The sequence below is a fragment of the Thermosipho sp. 1244 genome (assembly GCF_018588215.1).
Classification (GTDB): Bacteria; Thermotogota; Thermotogae; order Thermotogales; family Fervidobacteriaceae; genus Thermosipho; species Thermosipho affectus.
This window is the reverse complement of the sequence record NZ_LNGA01000023.1, coordinates 80,553-96,675: the sequence shown is the minus strand read 5'-3', so window position 1 is coordinate 96,675 and position 16,123 is coordinate 80,553. Positions and strand designations below refer to the sequence as shown.

The following is a 16,123-nucleotide window of genomic DNA, read 5'->3' as shown; positions in this document are numbered from 1 at the left end:
CTTGGCGGGAGTTGGATTTAAATTAAATAAATTATTCTTTCAAAATAGAGTTTCGACAGATGCACTTGCCATACTTTATTCTATATTGACTGCTTCAGGTCCATGGATTATTACCACTTCATCTTTGTGGATAATACTTAACTATTTAAATATATTTAACATTTACTTTAATACTGCGATCATATATGGATTTATTTTTTCTATAATAATATCAGGGATTTTTTCTATGTTTCTTTCAAGGAGAATTTCAGATATTATGTATTTAAAAGAATATGAAAAAATTCTCCCTGAAACATTGGGAATAATTATAGCAAATGCAACTTTATTAATTATCTTTCTTGCTATATTTTTTCTATTTAATCCCCAACCATTTAAATTTATTATTCCATTTACCTATCTTACACTCTCATTACTTGTCTTATGGTTAATTTCAATTGCGGCAATTTCCACCGACGAAATTAATTGGTACATTACATCATATGTATTAATGGGTATATCTTCTATTGTTTTTTCCAAATTATTTTCCTACTACAACCTTTCAGAAGTATATGGTTATGCATTAGGTATAACTGTGGGTATAATAACAAATTTTATAACAGTATATAATACATTTGGAAATAATAATCAAAAAATTTCCTTCGAATGGGTAAAAGAAATAAAAAAATATTGGCAACTTATGTTAATAGGGTTTTCGTATTATCTTGCTATATGGGTTGATGATTTTATAGTATGGAATAATCCAAACTTTGGAGAGGAATTAATAGACGGATTTAAATTTTCATTTATATACGATAGTCCAATGTTTTTTTGTTATCTAACTATAATTCCCACAATTACCATGTTTATATTGGTACTTGAAACAAGGTTTTATAAAAAATATAAACATTTTTACACTTCACTAAAGGAAGGATACGTATATTCCGAGATATTAACTATAAAAGATGAAATGGAAAAAGAACTTTTACAAAGTATTTCACTTACCATAAAGATTCAAATATTGATTACCACGTTATTTTTTATACTAAATGAATTACAACTTCTCCCTATATCAAATGAACTTTCAAAACCTATTTTAAGACTGGGACTAATAGGGGCGATGCTCAACGGTTTTTACCTCATGGTAATATTATTAATTTTATACTTCGATTTTAGAAATTTGGCGCTTAGTTTGAATATAGCCGTATTATTTTTGAATATTTTCTTAAGCCACATTTTAGTCTCAAAGATAGGTTATGCATCCCTTGGTGCAGGATATGCCCTTTCATTTTTAATAGGAACTATGGTTTCATATACATTACTTAAAAAGAAAATAAAAGATATAATTAAAATCGAATTTTTCAGACAAAATCCTTCTCTTCCAGAAGGAAAATTAATCAGAGGAGTGAAAAGATGAAAAAAATATTATTAACAATTTTTCTAATCTTAAGCATCCTATCATTTTCTCAAAAAAAGATCTTACTTCTCTACAAAGGTTCTGAAGAATATGGAGAATACATGCTAAAAGATCACGTAATTCCCATCCTTGAAAAAAATAACCTAAATTTTGATTTAGCAGACATTGAAAAATTTAATTACTACAACATCTCATCAAAACACTATACTGGGATAATCTCATGGTATTACTCAACAAAACTAAACACTCCCGAAGTATATTTAAGACAACTTTCTAAATTTGTTGAAGAAGGCGGTATATTTTTCTTTTTTAACAATTTAGGAGTTTCAACTGAACAAAGGGAAATCAACAACCTATTGAACAAGATAGGTATACATTATATGTATGGATACAAAGTCTTAAAAAATTTTGAAATTACATATGATAAGGATTTTTTTACAGCAACCCCAAGTACATTACCACAACCTGTTGAAAAATACAAAATCTTTGCAAAAGATATAAAAATTATTTTAGATCTAAAATCAAAAGATACAAAATATCCATTAATATTTATCTCTCCAAGAGGCGGATGTGCAATTTTCAATAGCTTTTTAAACAACGAAAAGGTTGTACTCAACATTGAAAAGCTAATAGACGTATTTTTGACCAAACAAGTCGGATCAAAAAACAAAATACTAATCGTAAAAGATACATATGATTCAAACTTTTATACAAAGATCCAATATGACCTAAAAAAAACTTTAGAATACGCAAAAATAAATTTTGATATAACAATAATAGATGACTTTTATAACAAATCATTTGTAGATCTTTTACCATATAAATATATAATTTGGTGTACAAATTCAAAGTTCATTTCTTCTGAAAATACAGAGATGTTTCTAAATAACGGAGGTACAATTTTATACATAACGAATATTTATAATACTCCCTGGAAAAACAACATAAAAACTGAAGAACATATCGTCAAAAAAATTTTCTTTAAAAAAGAAATATTTCCTTTAAAAAACACCAAAAACGGCATTGAAATTGAAAGAAGTTTTGAAATTTCTTTCAATGTGGATTTACATAATGAAAAAATTCTATCTTATCTTGTAAGTGATAAAAACATTCCAGTAATTTGGTATAAAAAAGAAAAAAATGGATACCTTGGATACATTTATCCACCAATTATAATAAAAGAAACAAGGGGATTAATTTTACAATGCATCCTTGATATGCAGGATTTTAACATAATGGGATTTTTAAATTCTTTTATATTTTATATAGACGATTTTCCAATTCCGTCGTATGAAATTGTTAAAAAGGGAATAAATGATACAAACTTTTACTATAACATATGGTGGAAAGACATGAAAGATTTTTCAAAAAGCTACAATATCAAATACACAATAGTCACACCGTTAAGTTACAATGGTGCAAGTAATCCACCTTTTGATTTTTCCGAATTTTTAATTTCAGATAAACCCTCAAATGCATTAGTTGAAATCGATAACTCCGAACATGAACTTGGATTACACGGATATAATCATCTTTCACTTTTAAAAAGAAATTGGGAAAATGAAAAAAACCTACAAGAAGGTCTTAAATCAGCCAAAAAGTTTATTCAATTAATTTTGGGACATCCTATTTTTATAAATAGTTATGTAGCTCCAAATAATATAATAGATAAATTTGGTATAAAAAATTTACTAAAGGCACTTCCAGAAATAAAAACAATAGGTACCACTTACACATCTAATGATGATTTTTCAGAATACAAAATTATCGGCAACTTTGCAATTGTAATACCACGATCCACATATGGTTATTATCCACTTAAGAAAATCCTTTTAAATTCCATAAACACCCTTGCAAATTTTGGGTCTTTCCAACACTTTATACACCCAGATGACTTTTTTTCAAATGACAGAAATCCTAAAAACAAAACATGGGAAGAGCTATTGTCTTATTTAAGTACATTCTACTACAAAGTCAAGATAACTTTTCCATGGTTAGAAAATCAAACTGCTTCAGAGGCATATCCTTATTTCTTTGATTTTTTAACACAAAAATACGAATACAATATCAAAAAAGATAAAATGGAAATAATTATCCCGCCATCTGCTCTAAAACCAAAATATTTTCTTTTACGCACAAAAATTCCCATAAGAAGCATACTGGGAGGTGATATAGTGGCATTTTATCCTGAAAACGATATATACATATTAAAAACAACTTCATCAAAAGTAGTTATAACTTTTCTAAGGTGATAATATGAAATATATAACTATATTCCTGATATTTATGATTTTAATATATACTCTAAGTATTGAAAAGATAAATGTACCGTTTATATATCAACTTCAAAATATAGATTTACAAAAAATCTATACCTTTTACACCCCAAAATTTCTGGTTATAGATGTTTTCTACTTAAATAATAAAGACAAAGTTTATCTAAAAAAACTCCAAAAAGATGGTACAAAAATCCTTGCATACTTAAGCATCGGCGAGGCAGAAAGCTATAGAGATTATTGGAAAGATGCTTGGAAAAAAAATCCACCAAAATGGCTTGGAAAAGAAAACAAATATTGGAAGGGAAATTACAAAGTAAAATATTGGTATAGCGAATGGAAAAATATAGTTTTCAAAACAATAGATAAAATTTTGTCATACAATATAGACGGTCTTTACCTCGACTTAATAGACTCTTATAAATATTGGTCAGAAAATGGCTATGAGATAATGTTTACAGCAAATGAAATGATAAGATTTGTAAGAGAAATAAAAGAAAAAGTAAATAACCTTTTAATTGTACCTCAAAATGGAGAAGATATTATAGACTTTGATTTTAATAATTTGTACATAAGATCAATAGATGGAATAGGAATTGAAACTCTATTTTTTTACAAAAATAGAAAACTAAAAAGTGAAAAAAGACTTATGTACATACTCAAAATACAAAACTCTGAAAAATTTGTTCTTGTTACAGATTATATATACCCACCAAATGATGAAAATATCTTAAAAGAATTTATTAATTTATGCGAAAAATATCATTTTTATGGATATCCTGCAAATAAAAATCAACGTTTAAAAGATATATCACTTGGTTTGAAATACTACAAAAAATATGAGGGCAATTAAGCCCTCATATTATTTCATATTTTCTTCTTTCCCATTCACTTACAAAGGTGGAATATTCTCTCCATTCTTTTCTTTTCATTTTTATAAATTTGGAAAATATATGCTCACCAAGTGCTTCTTTTATTATTTCGCAACCTTCCATTTCATTTATAGCTTCACTAAGATTTTCCGGCAACAACTTTATCCCAAAAATTCCTTTTTCTTCTTCTTTCATATGATAAATATCCTTCTCAATTGGTATTGGAGGTTCTATCTTTTCTTTTATACCCATAAGCCCTGCCTTAATTAAAACAGTAAAAGCTAAATACGGATTACATGAAGGATCAGGTGCTCTATATTCTAATCTTGTCCCCATTTTCCTTGCCATTGGTACTCTAATAAGTGCAGATCTATTTGCAAGAGACCAAGCGACATTTACAGGCGCTTCATATCCTGGAACTAACCTTTTATAACTATTTACAGTTGGATTTGTAATCGCCGTTATAGGCCTTGCAAACTTTATTAAACCTCCTATAAAATACTTCATTATATCGGAAATATCATCTTTTTCCTCATCGTAAAACGCATTTTCACTTAAATCACTTGTTAACAAACTCATATGCACATGCATCCCACTACCATTAATTCCAAAAAATGGCTTAGGCATAAATGTCGCGTATAAATTATTCTTTACCGCTAACGTCTTTATAACTAACTTTACAGTTTGAACGGCATCAGCAGATGAAAGAGCATTACTATATCTAAAATCTACTTCATGTTGTGATGGAGCAACTTCATGATGCGTAGCTTCAACATCTATCCCCATCTCTTCTAACATTACAGCAACTTCACTTCTTAAGTGTTCTGCAATATCTACAGGCAAAAGATCGAAATATCCACCTTCATCTAAAAATTCAAATACAGGTTTATTATCTTTTCTTGGCAACAAGAAAAATTCAACTTCAGGACCTGTGTGAGGGACAAATCCTAATTCCTTTGCCTCTTCCATAACTTTTCTCAATCTAAACCTAGGATCCCCTTCAAAAGGTGTACCATCATATTTGTAAACATCACAAATTATTCTTGCACTCTTTTGACCTTCAAGTGTCCATGGAAGAATTGCAAAAGTCGCTGGATCTGGCTTTAAATACATATCCGATTCATTAATCCTAACAAACCCTTCAATTGAAGAACCATCAAACATTATCCCCCTTTCAAACGCCCTTTTTAAATCATTCGAAGGAATTTCGACATTTTTTAATATCCCGTTAATGTCGGTAAACTGCAACCTTATAAATTTTATCTTTTCCCTCTCAATAACCTCAAAAATCTCATCTATCCCCATAACAAAACACCCCCTAAAAAGAAATAATAAGGCACATAAGCCTTATTTGTTTTGATTATATCATTTATTTAGCAAAAATCAACTCTTACAAGCTTTTTTATGAAATTTCTGAAAGATTCTTTATCACCCGTTTAAAATCAGAAGGAATGGGGGCAACAAAAATCATCTTTTTTCCAGTTGTAGGATGAAAAATCGAAAGTTTTAAAGCGTGCAGCATTTGTCGCTTAACTCCAAATATTTCATCCTTTTTTCCTTTTCCATATAGTTCATCTCCAAGGAGAGGATGGCCTATGTATTTCATATGTACTCTTATCTGATGGGTTCTTCCCGTTTTTGGAAAGGCAAGAACAAGTGTAGCAACTTTAAATCTTTTTAAAACTTTATAGTATGTTAAAGCACTTTTTCCCCATTCCAAAGGGGCCATTTTTGTCCTCACAACTGGGTTTCTTCCAAGTGGTACATCAATTGTTCCATAATCTTTTTTTATAACTCCAGAAGTAATTGCAATATAAGTCTTTTCTGTAAGTCTCTCCTTAAATTGACTAGATAAGCTTTGATGAGCTTTATCATTTTTTGCAACAACTATAACTCCACTTGTGTCCTTATCTAATCTATGTACTATCCCGGGTCTTAATTCACCACTTATCCCCTGAAAATCTTTACAATGGTACATCAAAGCGTTAACCAACGTACCAGAAATAAAGGAAGGTGTGGGATGAGTCACCACACCTGGAGCTTTATTTATAACAATTATATCTCTATCTTCATAAATTACATCTATAGGTATATTCTCTGGTACAATTTCCACTTTTTTGGGTTCTTCTGGCAACTCAAAAAAAACCACATCACCTTTTTTTAATTTATAGCTTGGTTTTTTTATCTCATTATTTACTATTATCTCCCCATTCTTGATTGCTTTTTGTATGTACGTCCTTGATATCCAACTTGGAGCTATCTCTTGAACAAACTTGTCCAATCTCCATCCTTTTTCCCGAGCTGTTACTTGAATTTCCAATATCTCTCCTCCACAATGATAATATTGCAATTCCAATACCACCCAAAAGTATAAAGAAATCCGCCAAATTGTATATAGTTGGCCAATAAGGCATAGTTATAAAATCAACTACATATCCAAATCTAATTCTATCCACTATATTTCCCAACGCACCACCAATGATAAATCCTAAAAACATATTCGTTAAAAAATCCAAATTTTTGATCAAAGGTATCAAAGACAAAAAGATGGTAATTGCAAGTGTTAAATAAATAACTATTTCTTTTGAATTTGAAAAAAGACCAAATGCCACACCTTTGTTAGTCGCATATGTGAAATAAAATATCCATACCTTAGTTGGATTAAACCTCCAATAATTTGTAGCAATATATTTAGTAATTTGGTCGATAACAAATGCTAACGTTATCCAAAACAAAAAATCACCTCACAACTTTCTGTAAATAAACGGTGAAGCAACTTCAAATCCCAACTGCCTGTAATTAAATATTCTCTCAGTGTTCCCTATAAATAACAAACCACCTGGTCTTAAGGACTTTGCAAATTTTTCGTACAACTCCATTTTCGTTTCCAATTCAAAATAAATTACCACGTTTCTACACAAAATCAAATCATATCCTGTTTCAAAACGATCTTGTAATAAATTATGCCTTTTGAACAAAATTCTCTTTTTTACTATATCCTTCACTTTATAAGTCCCTTTACTTGTTAAATCAAAGTATTTTTTTAAATATTGTGGAGGAGTACTAACAAAGGATCTTTCTTCATACTCACCCATTCTTGCCTTTGTTAAAACACCTATATCTATATCCGTTGCATGAATTTTTGCTGTACTTGGTGCTCTTAATTCTTCAAGTAAAATCGCAAGAGAATACGGTTCTTCTCCTGTAGAACATCCCGCGCTCCATGCTTTAAACTTTGTACCACTTTCCTTTAAAAGTTGAGGTAAAAATTTATCCCTTAGTTCCCACCACTTCTCTGGATTTCTAAAGAATTCCGTAACGTTTATAGTCATTCTATCAAAAAATTCTTCCTTCTTCTTTTCATCTTTCAAAATCAAATTGTAATAATCTTTATAAGATTTAAGTCTATATTTTTTAATCAACATCTCTATTCGTCTTTTAACTCTATGTGGTTTATAACCTGTTAAATCAAAATTAAATTGCTTTTTTACTTGCTCTAAAAACCATTGAAATTCCTCCATAGAAAATTCTTGTGTATCACCAAATTTTGAACCCGAAAGCAAATTTTCTCTTCTCTTTTTGAAATCTTCCAAAGACATTAATCTCACCCCACTTTACATTCATGTACATTTCTTCTTGCGTTATAAATAAATAATTATTTTTGCTGAAAATAGCCATTCCTAGCAAATTATTTACAGGATTAAAATACAGTCCAAAATACTCGTCTTGAAAATACAACGCTGCTTCTAGCCCGTATTCATCGTAAAAAAAGATCAAATCATCTATTTGAATCCCAAAGATATTCTTTTCTAAAAATTTTTCATAAAAAATTCTGAAATCTTTGTATTTTAGTCCAACATTAATTAATTCTTCTTTAAAGGATACATCCAAAAAATTTCCAGAAAAATAACAATAACCATTATAAAAACCTGTAAAACCATATCTTACGTTCAAACCCATTTCATATGGATTTACAAATACAGAAAATGGAACTTTTCTGTGAAAAAAACCATACTCAACGGAATAGATCTTTGCATTTAAATCAAAAAAAATTTCTGGAACATTTGCTTCAAATACAGGAAAGCCCCGCTCCCAATTAACATTAATATCATATCGAAGCAGGGCTTTAACCTTCCAAAATTCGATGTCTTGAGTAATAGAAAAACCGTACGTATCGAAAAAAGGATCCACCCAAAAATCCAATATTTGGGTAAAGCTTAGAATTTGCAAAAACAAAAACAAAAAAACTATTTTTTTCATTTTATCCTTCAAGTTTGGCCATTATTTCTTCCATTTCTTTGTCATCTATATCAAAGTTTGCATAAACTTCTTGCACATCATCATTATCTTCTAAAATACTTATCAATTTCAATACTTTTTCTGCATCTGCACCCGTTACTTTAACGGTATTTTTTGGGATAAAGGTTACCTTTGCTTCTCCCTCAAAACCGTTTTCTGCCAATTTATCTTTTACTTCAGTCATATTTTCTGGAGCTGTAATAACCTGTATAGGATCATCTTCAACAATATCATCTGCTCCTGCATCAATTGCTACCATTGCAAATTCCTCAAAGTCTGCAACTTTTTCTTTTGGAATTTCAATAATTCCTTTCCTTTCAAACAACCACGCAACAGAACCACTCTCTGCAAGAGAACCTCCATGCTTACTCAAAAGATGCCTTAATTCTTGAGCTGTTCTATTTTTATTATCTGTCATAGCATAAATGTACAATGCAACTCCAGCAGGAGCATATGCCTCGTATATTATTTCCTGGTAATCTACACCTTCCAGTTCACCTGTACCCTTTTTTATAGATTTTTCAATTGTATCTTTTGGCATATTTGCCGCTCTTGCTCTTTCTATAACTGCTCTTAATCTTGGATTTGTTTCTGGATCCCCTCCGCCTTCTCTTGCAGCAACTATAATCTCTCTAATCAATTTTGTAAATATTTTAGATCTTTTTGCATCTTGGGCCGCTTTCCTATGTTTAATATTTGCCCATTTGTTGTGCCCTGACATTCTTTTACCTCCTTCAAATTATCCTTAACACATTAATTATACCATAAATCATTTTTTCCTATCTTCCGGTTTAATAACCTTGTCTATTAAACCGTACTCAAGCGCTTCTTCAGGTGTCATGAAAAAGTCTCTGTCCGTATCTTTTTCCAGCCTCTCAATTGGCTGACCCGTGTGAAAACTTAATATTTCGTTAATCTTATTCTTTATTCTCAAAAGTTCACGCGTCATAATTTCAACATCTTTTGCAGGACCTTCCGCGCCACCTAATGGTTGATGAATCATGATTCTGCTATTAGGCAGCGAAAACCTCTTTCCCCTTGCACCTCCAGCAAGCAAAACAGCACCCATAGATGCTGCTTGCCCTATACATATTGTGGCAACATCACATTTAACATATTGCATAGTGTCGTATATGGCAAGCCCAGCACTTACAGATCCACCCGGAGAATTTATATACAATTGTATATCTTTATCTGGATCTTCTGCTTCTAAAAAAAGAAGCTGTGCTACTATTAAATTCGCAACATGATCATCTATGGCGCTGCCCAAAAAGATTATTCTATCCTTTAATAATCTGGAATAAATATCATAAGCCCTTTCATATTTTCCGGTATTTTCAACTACCATCGGGACATATTGATCAATTATTTTCTTCACTCTCTTCACCTTCTTTATTCACATCGACAATTTCTCTTTGAACTTTTTCTGCAGCTTTATCAATAACTTTATCCACAAAAATCATATTCTCTATTTCTTCTCTTATCTCTGGTTTTTCTTTCGCTAAAACCTTTGCCCTTTCAACACTAATACCCCAATAAGGTGCCAAAATTTCGGCGTATTTTTCCAATTCTTCATCAGATACTTTTCTTTCAATGTTATACTCTTTTGCAAGCTTTTCAATTGCAGACTCTTTCTTTAATTCAGTTACATAGTAATCTTTTAAAGATTCTAAAGCCTTTTCTTCAGTTTCGTATTTTTTCACGTAATCTTCGTATTTATTTTCTTCTTTCATATTGTTAACTATAAGCCTTACAGCATAATCTATAGTTTTCTCAGAAATAAACAATTCGGTCACATCTGGAAGTTGTGCCAAGATCTGTTCCCTTATTGAATGCTTAATTTCATCATCGTAAATTTTTGTACCTTCTTCCCTTATTTTATTCTTAAGTTCTTCCAAAGTTTCTAGATGTAGTTCGGATAAATTATTTTTTACAAATTCATCGGTTAATTCAGGCAAATTTCTCTTATAAACTTCTAGGATTTCCAAATTATATTGATAAGTAACACTCTCTCCTTCTTTTCCTGCAAATTCTCTATCAAATTCTACTACATCCCCCTTTTTATGTCCTACTACATTTTTAACGGTTGGTCTTTCATCCTCTTTATACAACACGTATTCATCTTCTTTTCCATCTATTAAAACTTTTCCTGTCTCTTTATTGACCACAAAAACTTTAACTCTAACTAGATCATCAAATTCTGCAGGTCCTTCTTTTGGTTCTAAAACAGCATGTTCTTCCTTTAAAGAATTCAATCTCAAATCAAGATAATTATCTAGTACTTGTTCCTTATTTGCAATTCTAACCTTAATTTTTTCAACTTCAACTTTTGCAACAGGCTTTTTATGTAAATTTACAACTACTCTTCCATTTTCAGAATTTATTTCCTTTTCCACGATTTCTGGAATTAACAAGAGGTTAGTCTCTTCTTTAAAAGATTTATAAACCTCTTCCAACAATTGCTCAAAGACAAAATAGTCATAAAAATCTTTTCCAAATCTCATTTTAAAAACACTAAGAGGGACTTTTCCTTTTCTAAACCCCTCCACAGTATATTTTCTATTCAATTCGTTTAAAGTCCTTCTTTCAGCAGTTTTAATATCTGTACCATCAAATATATATTCCTTAGTCACAATGTTTTTATCAACACCTAGCTCTTTTATTTCCATACTACACCTCCTCAAAGAGTAAAAAAGGGGGACTTCCCCCTTACTCTTCTATTACAAGTTTTATCAATGACATCTCTGCACCATCGCCTCTTCTTGGACCTATTTTATAAATAGCCGTGTATCCACCTGGTCTATCAAGATACTTTGGTGCAATTTCATCAACGAGTTTATTAACTAATCTTCTATCACCTAATGCTTTGAAAATTTCCCTTCTTAAAGCTACTTCTCTTTCTTTTTTATCTGCCTTTTTCGCCTTTATTGCCTTTGTCATTAATTTTTCAAAAAATTCTTGTGCCGCTTTTGCCTTCTTGGTGGTAGTAATTATACTACCATGTTCTATAATTTCCCTTGATAAATTTCTTAGCAAGGATCTTCTATGACTTCCATATCTTCCAATTCTATGTTTTTTCATTCTGTGTCTCATTTCATTCTTCCTCCCTTCCAAAGCTTATTCCAAACTTTTCCTTCAGCTTTTCTTTTACCTCATCTAGGGATTTTTGTCCGAAGTTTTTAATTTTTAACAATTCATCTTCTCCTCTTTCAAGCAAATCTCCTATTGTCTCTATTTTATCCCTCTTTAAACAATTTAATGCTCTCATGGACAGATCTAACTCATCTATCTTTCTACTTAAAACGTCATCTTCATCTACCATCTCTTCAATCATTTCTGTGTTTGTAGTTTCAATCACAATTGCATTATCTTCCATATCACCAAAACTTTCTTCAATTAACTTAAAGTGATCATTTATTATCTTAACAGATTGTTTTAATGCTTCTATAGGTTTTATATTTTTCTTAGTCCAGATTTCTAAAATCAATTTATCATAGTCAGTCTTTTTACCAACCCTAACATTCTCAACTTTCCAATTAACCTTAAGAACAGGGTTGTATACTCCATCCAAAACAATCCATCCTATATCTGGTTTCTCATTTCTTTCTGCAGCTGGCACAAAACCTTTACCTATCGTTGCATACATCTTTATTTCAATATCCGCATCTTCATTTGCAGTTGCAATGTGTAGATTTGGATTTGCGACTGTTACCCCCGCAGGCACAATAATATCCCCAGCTTTAATTTCTCCTTCTCCTTTGTGCTGAATACTCAACTCTACTGGACTTTCTATGTAACTTTCCATCTTTAGTTGTACTTTCTTTAAATTTAAAAGTATCTCTATTATATCTTCTTTTATCCCTTCTATAGTGTCAAATTCATGGTATTTTTCTGGTCTTACAAACTTTACATCCGTTATCACAAGTGATGGGATGGAAGAAAGCAAAACCCTTCTTAATGTATTCCCTATAGTTGTAGCGTATCCTTTTTCCAGCGGAAAAAGAACAAACCGGGCATAATAATGTTCATCCGCTTCCGAATGATCTTCCATTTTAAGACCTTTAGGCATAATAAAATCCATAATTTATCACCTCGAGTACAATTCGATAATTGCTTGTACGTCAACTGGAAGATCAATAACTTCTTCTAGTTTTGGATGTCTTTCATAAACCCCTTTATAATTATCAAAATCTACTGAAACCCATGGCATTCTATTTTTATCTTTATTTAATTCTATTGCATTTTTAATTGGCAAAATATCTCTACTTTTTTCCCTTACTTCAATCACATCTCCCGGTCTAACTTGATAAGATGGAATCGTTACTTTTCTTCCATTAACCATAAAATGTCCGTGATTTACAAGCTGCCTTGCAGTTGTTCTATTAACTGCAAATCCCAATCTATACACTACGTTATCGAGTCTTCTTTCCACCTGTATAACAAGATTTTCACGGGTATCCCCCGATTTTTTAGCAGCAGTCTCATAATATCTTCTAAATTGTGCCTCAAGTACCCCATATATCCTTTTCATAGTTTGTTTTGCTCTTAATTGTATACCATATTGCGTTAACTTCTTCTTGTCTCTTCCATGATCACCTGGAGCAAAAGGTCTCCTATCAAATGCACATTTATCCGTAAAGCACCTTTCACCTTTCAGGTACAACTTCATTCCTTCGCGCCTGCAAAGTTTACATTGTGGACCTGTATATCTAGCCATTTATTTCCCTCCCTTAAACTCTTTTCTTCTTTGGCCTACAGCCATTAAATGGAATAGGTGTAACGTCTTTAATAATCCCAATTTCAAGTCCCGCTGCTTGGAAAGTCCTAATTGCAGCTTCTCTTCCTGAACCTGGTCCTTTAACCAAAATATCAACTTTTTTCATACCAAGTTTTACCGCTTCTTTGGCAACTTGATCTGCTGCAAGTTGTGCTGCATAAGGTGTCCCCTTTCTTGTTCCTTGGAATCCTGCAGTTCCTCCACTTCCCCAGGTAATTACTTTTCCATCTGGATCGGTTAAGGTGATAATAGTGTTGTTGTATGTTGACTTAATATGTACAACGCCACGATCAACAGATATTTTCTTTTTCCTTTTAACAACTCTACGCGTTTTTTTTGCCATTTATGTCCCTCCTTATTTTTTCTTCTTAATTCTACTTGGTCTTGGACCTTTTCTCGTTCTTGCATTAGATTTTGTCTTTTGACCTCTTACTGGTAACCCTAATTTATGCCTTAATCCTCTATAGCATCCTATATCGATTAGCCTCTTTATATTTTGCATTACTTCTGATCTTAATTCACCTTCAACTTTAAAGTTCTGTTGAATAAATGTGGCTATTTTACTAATTTCTTCATCATTTAATTCTCTTACTCTTTTATTTGGATCCACATTTGTCGCTTCACATACTAATTTTGCTCTAGTCCTACCAATACCATATATATAAGTAAGAGCAATTTCTACCTTCTTATCATTTGGTATTTCAACACCAACAATACGAGCCATCTATCTCCCTCCTCAACCTTGCTTCTGATTGTGCTTTGGATTCACCTTACAAATAACGTAAACTCTACCTTTTCTTTTTATTATTTTACAATGCTCACATCTTTTCTTTACAGATGATTGTACTTTCATGACACTCTCTCCTTTCTTCTATGACTTTTTCCTGTAAACTATTCTTCCCTTGGTTAAATCATAAATTGTTAACTCAACTACTACTTTATCTCCTGGCACTAATCTTATAAAATTTCTTCTCATCTTTCCACTAATATGTGCCAAAATCTTATGACCGTTCTCTAATTCTACTCTGAACATAGCATTTGGCAAAGCTTCGACAATGGTACCCTCCATCTTTATAATATCTTCCTTATTTGACAATCTTATCACCCCACCTGGGTTAAAACTTCACATCCGTCTTTTTTTACTAACAAAGTATGTTCAAAATGAGCTGCTCTTTTTCCATCAACTGTAACCACAGTCCACCCATCTTCTAAAATTGCTACGTGCCAGCCGCCTTCAGTAACCATAGGTTCTATTGCAATAGTCATACCCTCTCTTAATATTACACCCGTTTCTTTTTTTCCATAATTCGGAATCTGTGGATCTTCATGGAGCTTCCTTCCAACCCCGTGACCTACAAAATCCCTTACCACATTGAACCCATTAGATTCCACATATTTTTGTATTTCATGAGAAATATCTCCTAGTTTTATACCCGCTCTTAATATTTCAACTGCTATATTCAATGCTCCTTTTGTTGTCTCAACTAACTTTTTCCCAACTTCATCGGTATCACCTATTATATACGTGTATGCACCATCACCATAATACCCATCGTATATTGCACCTACATCTAATGAAACTATATCACCTTTTTTAAATACCTTCTTCTTCAATGGAAATCCATGTATAACTTCATCATTTACAGAAACAGTAGTAATATATGGATAACCGTGATAACCTTTAAACGCCGGAGTACATTTTAACTCTTTCAAAATCCTTTCGGCTAAAACCTCTAAATCCCATGCAGTTGCACCAACTTTTGCAACTTTTTTTGCTTCTTCCAATATTGTCGCCACCGCTTGTGAAGCTACCTTTATCTTTTCAACTTCTTCTTTGTTTTTAATGTAAATCAATTCTGTCACCTTCTGATAATATTTAATACTTCTTTTATTACTGAATCAACATCCATACTACCATCCACTGTAAAAAGTTTGTTAGATTTTCGATAATATCCTATTACAGGAAATGTATTTTCCATATAAACTTTATATCTTTTTCTTACAACTTCTTCTCTATCATCCTCTCTTTGATATAACTCCCCACCACAAACATCACACTTTCCATTAACCTTAGGAGGAAGAGTTATTAAGTTATAAATCTTGCCACAATTTTTACAAATTCTTCTATTGCTAATTCTCTCAACGACAACCTCTTCACTTGCTTCAAAATATATTGCATACCCAAGTTCCCTTCCAAGTTTCTTCAATATTTCATCTAAAGCTTTAGCCTGAGCAACTGTTCTTGGAAATCCGTCTAATATAAATCCTTTTTTACAATCGGATTTTGAAAGCCTTTCTTTTACAATTGTATTTGTCAAATCATCTGGTACAAGTTCTCCACGTTTTAATATTTCTTCTACTTTTTTCCCTAGCTCACTTTTAGAAGCTATTTCTTCTCTAAATATATCTCCAGTTGATATATGCGGAATATTTAATATATTTGCCAATTCTTTTGCATAAGTCCCTTTACCAGCCCCAGGAGGCCCCAGGAAGACAATATTCATAT

Annotated in this window: 20 protein-coding genes; 3 read left to right on the top strand and 17 right to left on the bottom strand. The window is 31.6% G+C overall.

Features of this window, described 5'->3' with window-relative positions:
- Position 1 precedes the first annotated feature (1 nt).
- The 3 genes from pelG to AS157_RS05580 are packed head-to-tail and all read left to right on the top strand — an operon-like array spanning position 2 to position 4,522.
- Complete coding sequence (gene pelG / locus AS157_RS05590; protein ID WP_077289453.1) at positions 2 to 1,393, top strand: exopolysaccharide Pel transporter PelG; 1,392 nt, start codon at positions 2 to 4, stop codon at positions 1,391 to 1,393.
- Positions 1,390 to 3,645, top strand: a complete 2,256-nt coding sequence (locus AS157_RS05585) for a DUF2194 domain-containing protein (RefSeq protein WP_077289452.1) — start codon at positions 1,390 to 1,392, stop codon at positions 3,643 to 3,645. The genes pelG and AS157_RS05585 overlap by 4 nt, the downstream gene beginning before the upstream one ends.
- A gap of 4 nt (positions 3,646 to 3,649) precedes the next feature.
- Positions 3,650 to 4,522, top strand: coding sequence for an MJ1477/TM1410 family putative glycoside hydrolase (locus AS157_RS05580; RefSeq protein ID WP_077289451.1), 873 nt, complete (start codon positions 3,650 to 3,652; stop codon positions 4,520 to 4,522).
- Positions 4,523 to 4,526: 4 nt separating this feature from the next.
- Here the strand turns inward: AS157_RS05580 and AS157_RS05575 are convergent, their stop codons facing one another.
- The 17 genes from AS157_RS05575 to AS157_RS05500 all read right to left on the bottom strand — a co-directional run bounded on the left by AS157_RS05575 (position 4,527) and on the right by AS157_RS05500 (position 16,121).
- Positions 4,527 to 5,846 carry a glutamine synthetase family protein gene (locus tag AS157_RS05575; protein ID WP_077289450.1) on the bottom strand — a complete coding sequence of 440 codons (1,320 nt, stop codon included), beginning with the start codon at positions 5,844 to 5,846 and terminating at the stop codon, positions 4,527 to 4,529.
- A gap of 97 nt (positions 5,847 to 5,943) precedes the next feature.
- The gene (locus AS157_RS05570; protein ID WP_231450354.1) at positions 5,944 to 6,801 is read right to left on the bottom strand and encodes an RluA family pseudouridine synthase; all 858 of its coding nucleotides are present in this window, start codon (positions 6,799 to 6,801) and stop codon (positions 5,944 to 5,946) included.
- Positions 6,731 to 7,276 (bottom strand): signal peptidase II, encoded by a 546-nt coding sequence (lspA, locus tag AS157_RS09485; protein WP_143611770.1) that lies wholly within the window; start codon positions 7,274 to 7,276, stop codon positions 6,731 to 6,733. Before lspA ends, AS157_RS05570 begins: the two co-directional genes overlap by 71 nt.
- A 9-nt stretch (positions 7,277 to 7,285) precedes the next feature.
- Positions 7,286 to 8,140 carry a CheR family methyltransferase gene (locus AS157_RS05565; RefSeq protein WP_077289449.1) on the bottom strand — a complete coding sequence of 285 codons (855 nt, stop codon included), beginning with the start codon at positions 8,138 to 8,140 and terminating at the stop codon, positions 7,286 to 7,288.
- Complete coding sequence (locus tag AS157_RS05560) at positions 8,079 to 8,801, bottom strand: hypothetical protein (RefSeq protein WP_077289448.1); 723 nt, start codon at positions 8,799 to 8,801, stop codon at positions 8,079 to 8,081. The genes AS157_RS05565 and AS157_RS05560 overlap by 62 nt, the downstream gene beginning before the upstream one ends.
- 1 nt (position 8,802) lies before the next feature.
- A complete protein-coding gene (locus AS157_RS05555) occupies positions 8,803 to 9,561 on the bottom strand; it encodes a YebC/PmpR family DNA-binding transcriptional regulator (RefSeq protein WP_075666031.1) in 759 nt (252 codons plus the stop codon).
- A gap of 48 nt (positions 9,562 to 9,609) precedes the next feature.
- A complete protein-coding gene (gene clpP / locus AS157_RS05550; RefSeq protein ID WP_231450352.1) occupies positions 9,610 to 10,188 on the bottom strand; it encodes an ATP-dependent Clp endopeptidase proteolytic subunit ClpP in 579 nt (192 codons plus the stop codon).
- A gap of 13 nt (positions 10,189 to 10,201) precedes the next feature.
- Entirely contained in the window at positions 10,202 to 11,509 is a 1,308-nt protein-coding gene (locus AS157_RS05545) for a trigger factor (protein WP_077289446.1), read from the bottom strand.
- A gap of 40 nt (positions 11,510 to 11,549) precedes the next feature.
- Entirely contained in the window at positions 11,550 to 11,933 is a 384-nt protein-coding gene (gene rplQ / locus AS157_RS05540; RefSeq protein WP_077289445.1) for a 50S ribosomal protein L17, read from the bottom strand.
- A 1-nt stretch (position 11,934) separates the two neighbouring features.
- Positions 11,935 to 12,921 (bottom strand): DNA-directed RNA polymerase subunit alpha, encoded by a 987-nt coding sequence (locus AS157_RS05535; RefSeq protein WP_077289444.1) that lies wholly within the window; start codon positions 12,919 to 12,921, stop codon positions 11,935 to 11,937.
- A gap of 6 nt (positions 12,922 to 12,927) precedes the next feature.
- The gene (rpsD, locus tag AS157_RS05530; RefSeq protein WP_077289443.1) at positions 12,928 to 13,557 is read right to left on the bottom strand and encodes a 30S ribosomal protein S4; all 630 of its coding nucleotides are present in this window, start codon (positions 13,555 to 13,557) and stop codon (positions 12,928 to 12,930) included.
- A gap of 13 nt (positions 13,558 to 13,570) precedes the next feature.
- Complete coding sequence (rpsK, locus tag AS157_RS05525; protein WP_075666025.1) at positions 13,571 to 13,960, bottom strand: 30S ribosomal protein S11; 390 nt, start codon at positions 13,958 to 13,960, stop codon at positions 13,571 to 13,573.
- A 12-nt stretch (positions 13,961 to 13,972) separates the two neighbouring features.
- Positions 13,973 to 14,341: a 30S ribosomal protein S13 gene (gene rpsM, locus AS157_RS05520; protein WP_075666024.1), complete on the bottom strand. Its 369-nt coding sequence runs from the start codon at positions 14,339 to 14,341 to the stop codon at positions 13,973 to 13,975.
- Between the two features lie 12 nt (positions 14,342 to 14,353).
- Entirely contained in the window at positions 14,354 to 14,470 is a 117-nt protein-coding gene (gene rpmJ, locus AS157_RS05515; protein WP_012057198.1) for a 50S ribosomal protein L36, read from the bottom strand.
- An 18-nt stretch (positions 14,471 to 14,488) separates the two neighbouring features.
- Positions 14,489 to 14,713, bottom strand: a complete 225-nt coding sequence (gene infA, locus AS157_RS05510) for a translation initiation factor IF-1 (RefSeq protein ID WP_075666023.1) — start codon at positions 14,711 to 14,713, stop codon at positions 14,489 to 14,491.
- A gap of 5 nt (positions 14,714 to 14,718) precedes the next feature.
- Positions 14,719 to 15,471, bottom strand: coding sequence for a type I methionyl aminopeptidase (gene map / locus AS157_RS05505; RefSeq protein WP_077289442.1), 753 nt, complete (start codon positions 15,469 to 15,471; stop codon positions 14,719 to 14,721).
- 5 nt (positions 15,472 to 15,476) lie between these two features.
- A complete protein-coding gene (locus AS157_RS05500; protein ID WP_077289441.1) occupies positions 15,477 to 16,121 on the bottom strand; it encodes an adenylate kinase in 645 nt (214 codons plus the stop codon).
- Positions 16,122 to 16,123 lie beyond the last annotated feature (2 nt).

Excerpts from the sequence above, each read along its gene's own strand:
- AS157_RS05585 (WP_077289452.1), top strand. The coding sequence starts at position 1,390 with ATGAAAAAAATATTATTAACAATTTTTCTAATCTTAAGCATCCTATCA.
- AS157_RS05580 (WP_077289451.1), top strand. The coding sequence starts at position 3,650 with ATGAAATATATAACTATATTCCTGATATTTATGATTTTAATATATACT.
- AS157_RS05575 (WP_077289450.1), bottom strand. The coding sequence starts at position 5,846 with ATGGGGATAGATGAGATTTTTGAGGTTATTGAGAGGGAAAAGATAAAA.
- AS157_RS05565 (WP_077289449.1), bottom strand. The coding sequence starts at position 8,140 with ATGTCTTTGGAAGATTTCAAAAAGAGAAGAGAAAATTTGCTTTCGGGT.
- AS157_RS05560 (WP_077289448.1), bottom strand. The coding sequence starts at position 8,801 with ATGAAAAAAATAGTTTTTTTGTTTTTGTTTTTGCAAATTCTAAGCTTT.
- AS157_RS05555 (WP_075666031.1), bottom strand. The coding sequence starts at position 9,561 with ATGTCAGGGCACAACAAATGGGCAAATATTAAACATAGGAAAGCGGCC.
- clpP (WP_231450352.1), bottom strand. The coding sequence starts at position 10,188 with ATGGTAGTTGAAAATACCGGAAAATATGAAAGGGCTTATGATATTTAT.
- AS157_RS05545 (WP_077289446.1), bottom strand. The coding sequence starts at position 11,509 with ATGGAAATAAAAGAGCTAGGTGTTGATAAAAACATTGTGACTAAGGAA.
- rplQ (WP_077289445.1), bottom strand. The coding sequence starts at position 11,933 with ATGAGACACAGAATGAAAAAACATAGAATTGGAAGATATGGAAGTCAT.
- AS157_RS05535 (WP_077289444.1), bottom strand. The coding sequence starts at position 12,921 with ATGGATTTTATTATGCCTAAAGGTCTTAAAATGGAAGATCATTCGGAA.
- rpsD (WP_077289443.1), bottom strand. The coding sequence starts at position 13,557 with ATGGCTAGATATACAGGTCCACAATGTAAACTTTGCAGGCGCGAAGGA.
- rpsK (WP_075666025.1), bottom strand. The coding sequence starts at position 13,960 with ATGGCAAAAAAAACGCGTAGAGTTGTTAAAAGGAAAAAGAAAATATCT.
- rpsM (WP_075666024.1), bottom strand. The coding sequence starts at position 14,341 with ATGGCTCGTATTGTTGGTGTTGAAATACCAAATGATAAGAAGGTAGAA.
- rpmJ (WP_012057198.1), bottom strand. The coding sequence starts at position 14,470 with ATGAAAGTACAATCATCTGTAAAGAAAAGATGTGAGCATTGTAAAATA.
- AS157_RS05500 (WP_077289441.1), bottom strand. The coding sequence starts at position 16,121 with ATGAATATTGTCTTCCTGGGGCCTCCTGGGGCTGGTAAAGGGACTTAT.